Source organism: Pseudomonas sp. P4_C3, assembly GCF_056402075.1.
Genome location: NZ_JBFUIC010000402.1, coordinates 1 through 3,259 on the forward strand (window position 1 = coordinate 1; position 3,259 = coordinate 3,259).

Below are 3,259 nucleotides of genomic sequence, written 5' to 3' on the forward strand. Positions count from 1 at the left end.
ATTCCAGGCCACTGCCTGCGGCATAGTTGTGCATGCAAAGAAGCAGCATTTCGGTCAGCGGTAYCTGGGCCAGGCCGTGTTGGCGTGATCGGATCTTGTCGACGAAGAAGCGACTGGACTCGGCCATCAGCGCGTGTTTGGGCAGCTCGCAGCGGAAAAAATCACGGAACGGCCCTTCGACCATATAGGGATCCAGAGTGCTGATCAGGCGCAGGCCGGCCAAGGGGACACCCTCCCAGGTACCGATCAGGTAGGTCGTCCGCTCGCTGTCGTATTCATCGAACTCGATGCCGTTGTTTATATTGACCTTCCAACTTAAACGATCAGCGAATACTTCCTTGCGCAGGCGATACAAGTCGGCGACCCAGGCGTGGGGCGTCGCACTATAGTCAAGCGCGTGAAACTCGATAGCTTTCATGTTATTAACGTTCTTCCGTGGGGGCTGGCACTTAAGTAGTAAGTGCTGCGGCTCGTACAGGTCGCGGGGGAATGAACTTCCGGGTACGAAAAATCAATCGCGCGACCATTGTTAGTTTATCAATGTCCGCCCAGCGGCAACCTGTACTTAGGTGCAGTTGCAGGTTGCATAATTTGATTTTCATCGCGCTATCTGCACCTAGATACAGTTGTTCTCTCTGGGTAACTACGGCAACTTATGCCGGGCAGTGGTTAAGCCCCCTATGACGCCGCAGCGCTGAACTTTTCAATGCTGGACGAATGTTCCAACCAAGGCGTCATGGCTTGTACTTGCGAGTGCTCCACTTGCCTAAATCGCCGAACATGCCAATGACAGTCTGAGCGTCTGGATCAGGCTTATTCACGCTGTGCGGCATTCCAGTCAAGACATCGAAACAGGGAAGATCATGGAAAAGTCCGCTTCTTCAGAACCGCGCCGGGTCGTTGTAACCGGTTATGGCGCCATCTGCTCGCTCGGCGAGAATGTCGACGCCATCTGGGACGCAATGATGGATTACCAGGTCGGTTACCGTCAGCACAGGTTCGACGATCCGAGCATCCATGCGCGTTACTTTGGCTTTATCGATGACTTCGGTCGTGAAGCGATGCGTCCGTTTTCGAAGAAAATCTCCAAGATGTTGCCGTTGTTCGCCAAATACAGCCTGGTGGCCACCCACGAGGCGATCCGCATGGCGTTCGGTGATACGCCCCTGGATGAGATCGTCTCGCCCTTTGATCGCGGCGTGATCCTGGGCACCGGTTGGGGTGGGCTCGACACCGCCAACTGCAATAACAACGAATACCGTAAGCACGGCATCTCCACTTCCTTCGCCACCGTCATGTCGATGTGCAATGCCGCGACCGCCGGTATCACCATGAACTGGAACATGCGTGGTATCCAGAACAGCCCGGTTGCAGCCTGCGCCACGGGCACCATCGCCATTGGTGAGGCTTACGAGGCGATTCGCAGCGGCCGCGCCAAGGTGATGATCGCTGGTGGCAGTGAGTCCTTGAAAGAGCAGTTCAACGTCTGGTCGGTGGATGTCATCCAGGCCCTGAGCAAAGAGCAGGAAAACACGCGCCTGGCCTGCTGCCCGTTCAGCAAGGGACGCAGCGGCTTCGTGCTCTCCGAGGGCGCGGCTGTGCTATGCCTGGAGGACTATGAGTCGGCCCGGGCACGGGGCGTGAAGATTCTCGGCGAGATCACCGGCTACGCTAACTATTCGGACGCCTACGACATGACAGCCCCGGCCGAAGACATGCAGGCCCGGGTACGGGTGATCAATGACGTCTGCAAGCAGGCAGGCGTGCAGGCATCGCAGATCGACTACGTCAACCTGCACGGCACCTCGACACCGCTCAACGATGTCAACGAAACCCGCTCGATCAAGCTGGCCCTGGGGGACGCCGCATACGGCATTCCGATGTCCAGCACCAAGTCCTACACCGGCCACCTGATCGGTGCCGCCGGTTCCATGGAGGCGGTCTTCTGCCTCAAGGCCATGGCCCGTGGCACCATCCCGGCGACTATCCACATGGATGAGGCCGATCCTGACTGCGACCTCAACTACGTGCCCAACGAGCATCTGCATGGGCAGACCCTGAATAACGTGCTGAACCTGAGCTTCGGCTTCGGTGGTGCCAACGCCGGCATCATGCTGCGCAAGGTGGTCTGATCATGCAGTTGCAATTCGGAGCCGAGCAGATCGAGGCCTGGGCCGGCCTCTCCGGTGATCGCAACCCGATCCACTTCGACCGTGAGGCGGCGCGCCGCATGGACGCAGCCGATGTGGTGGTGCATGGCATGCTCGCGCTACTGCCGGTCAAGCATCGCATGGGGCGCGTCAATCAGGTGCTGCCCCAGGACTGGATGCAGTTCAAGGCGCTGCTCAAGGCTCCGGTGCTGCGTGACAGCCCGGTAGCCCTGTCGACCCGCGAGCGCAGCGGCAGCACGGGGTTCAAGTTGCACTCGAGCGGCGGCGACAGTGAACACATGATCGGCCATGTACGTATCGTCGAAGCGCCGGTCTGGTTATCCACAACCCCGGGCTTCCTGCTGGCACGCGAGGAGGTCGCGGCCTGGCTCGCACAGTTTCGTGATGACCTGGGCCGGGGGGTCGATGATTGGGTCGCGCTCGATGCACTGATCTTTTCCCACTTCATTCGTAACCATCTGGGAGTGATCTTCGATTGCCTGTCCCCGCAGTTCCGTCAACGACAGCGGCCGGACCGGCTTGAGGATCTGTCTGATCACCTGGTGGTGCAGACCAGCCACCAGATCACCTTCTGCACGTCGCTGCGCTCGCTGGGCAAGTTGCAGACCGATATTCGCTGTGAGATCGACAACATCCACCTGATTGAAAGCCCTGGCAAGGCCGTGGGCACCCTCGATCTTGGGGTGCATGTCAGCGATCGCCACGTGATGACCATCACTCTCGGGCTGATGGCAAAGACACTTTCAACCCACCAAGGAGCTGTGCAATGACCACTGTAGAGAAAGTATTTGCTGTTGTTCGCGACCTCATTCTGGAACTCAAGGATGTCGACGAAAACGATGTGACCCTCGATACCAACATCGAATCGATGGCGTTCGATAGCCTGGACTTCGTCGAGATGCAGCTAGTGGTGCAGAAGAAGATCGGCGTGGCGCTGGATCCCGATTCGTTCGCCAGCCGCAAGATTTCCACGCTGCGCCAGCTGTGCGAGTTCGTGGTCGAGTTCAAGGAATCGGCCGCCGTCCCTGCCTGACTGGCAGGTCTACCGTTACGGATAGGAGCAAGGGAATGCCCACGCAGACCAATAG

At 58.5% G+C, this 3,259-nt stretch carries 4 protein-coding genes; 3 read left to right on the top strand and 1 reads right to left on the bottom strand.

Annotated elements, in window-relative coordinates:
- Positions 1–418: acyl-homoserine-lactone synthase (locus AC1DVH_RS28345; RefSeq protein ID WP_477756577.1), on the bottom strand; the 418-nt coding region annotated here is incomplete at its 3' end.
- A gap of 445 nt (positions 419–863) precedes the next feature.
- Here AC1DVH_RS28345 and AC1DVH_RS28350 point away from each other — a divergent pair.
- Genes AC1DVH_RS28350 through AC1DVH_RS28360 form a run of 3 tightly spaced genes read left to right on the top strand, consistent with a single transcriptional unit; the run spans position 864 to position 3,204 of the window.
- The gene (locus tag AC1DVH_RS28350; protein WP_108217402.1) at positions 864–2,132 is read left to right on the top strand and encodes a beta-ketoacyl-[acyl-carrier-protein] synthase family protein; all 1,269 of its coding nucleotides are present in this window, start codon (positions 864–866) and stop codon (positions 2,130–2,132) included.
- Between the two features lie 2 nt (positions 2,133–2,134).
- Positions 2,135–2,941 (top strand): MaoC/PaaZ C-terminal domain-containing protein, encoded by an 807-nt coding sequence (locus tag AC1DVH_RS28355; protein ID WP_477756578.1) that lies wholly within the window; start codon positions 2,135–2,137, stop codon positions 2,939–2,941.
- Positions 2,938–3,204, top strand: a complete 267-nt coding sequence (locus AC1DVH_RS28360; protein ID WP_108217404.1) for an acyl carrier protein — start codon at positions 2,938–2,940, stop codon at positions 3,202–3,204. Before AC1DVH_RS28355 ends, AC1DVH_RS28360 begins: the two co-directional genes overlap by 4 nt.
- The last annotated feature ends 55 nt before the right edge of the window (positions 3,205–3,259 follow it).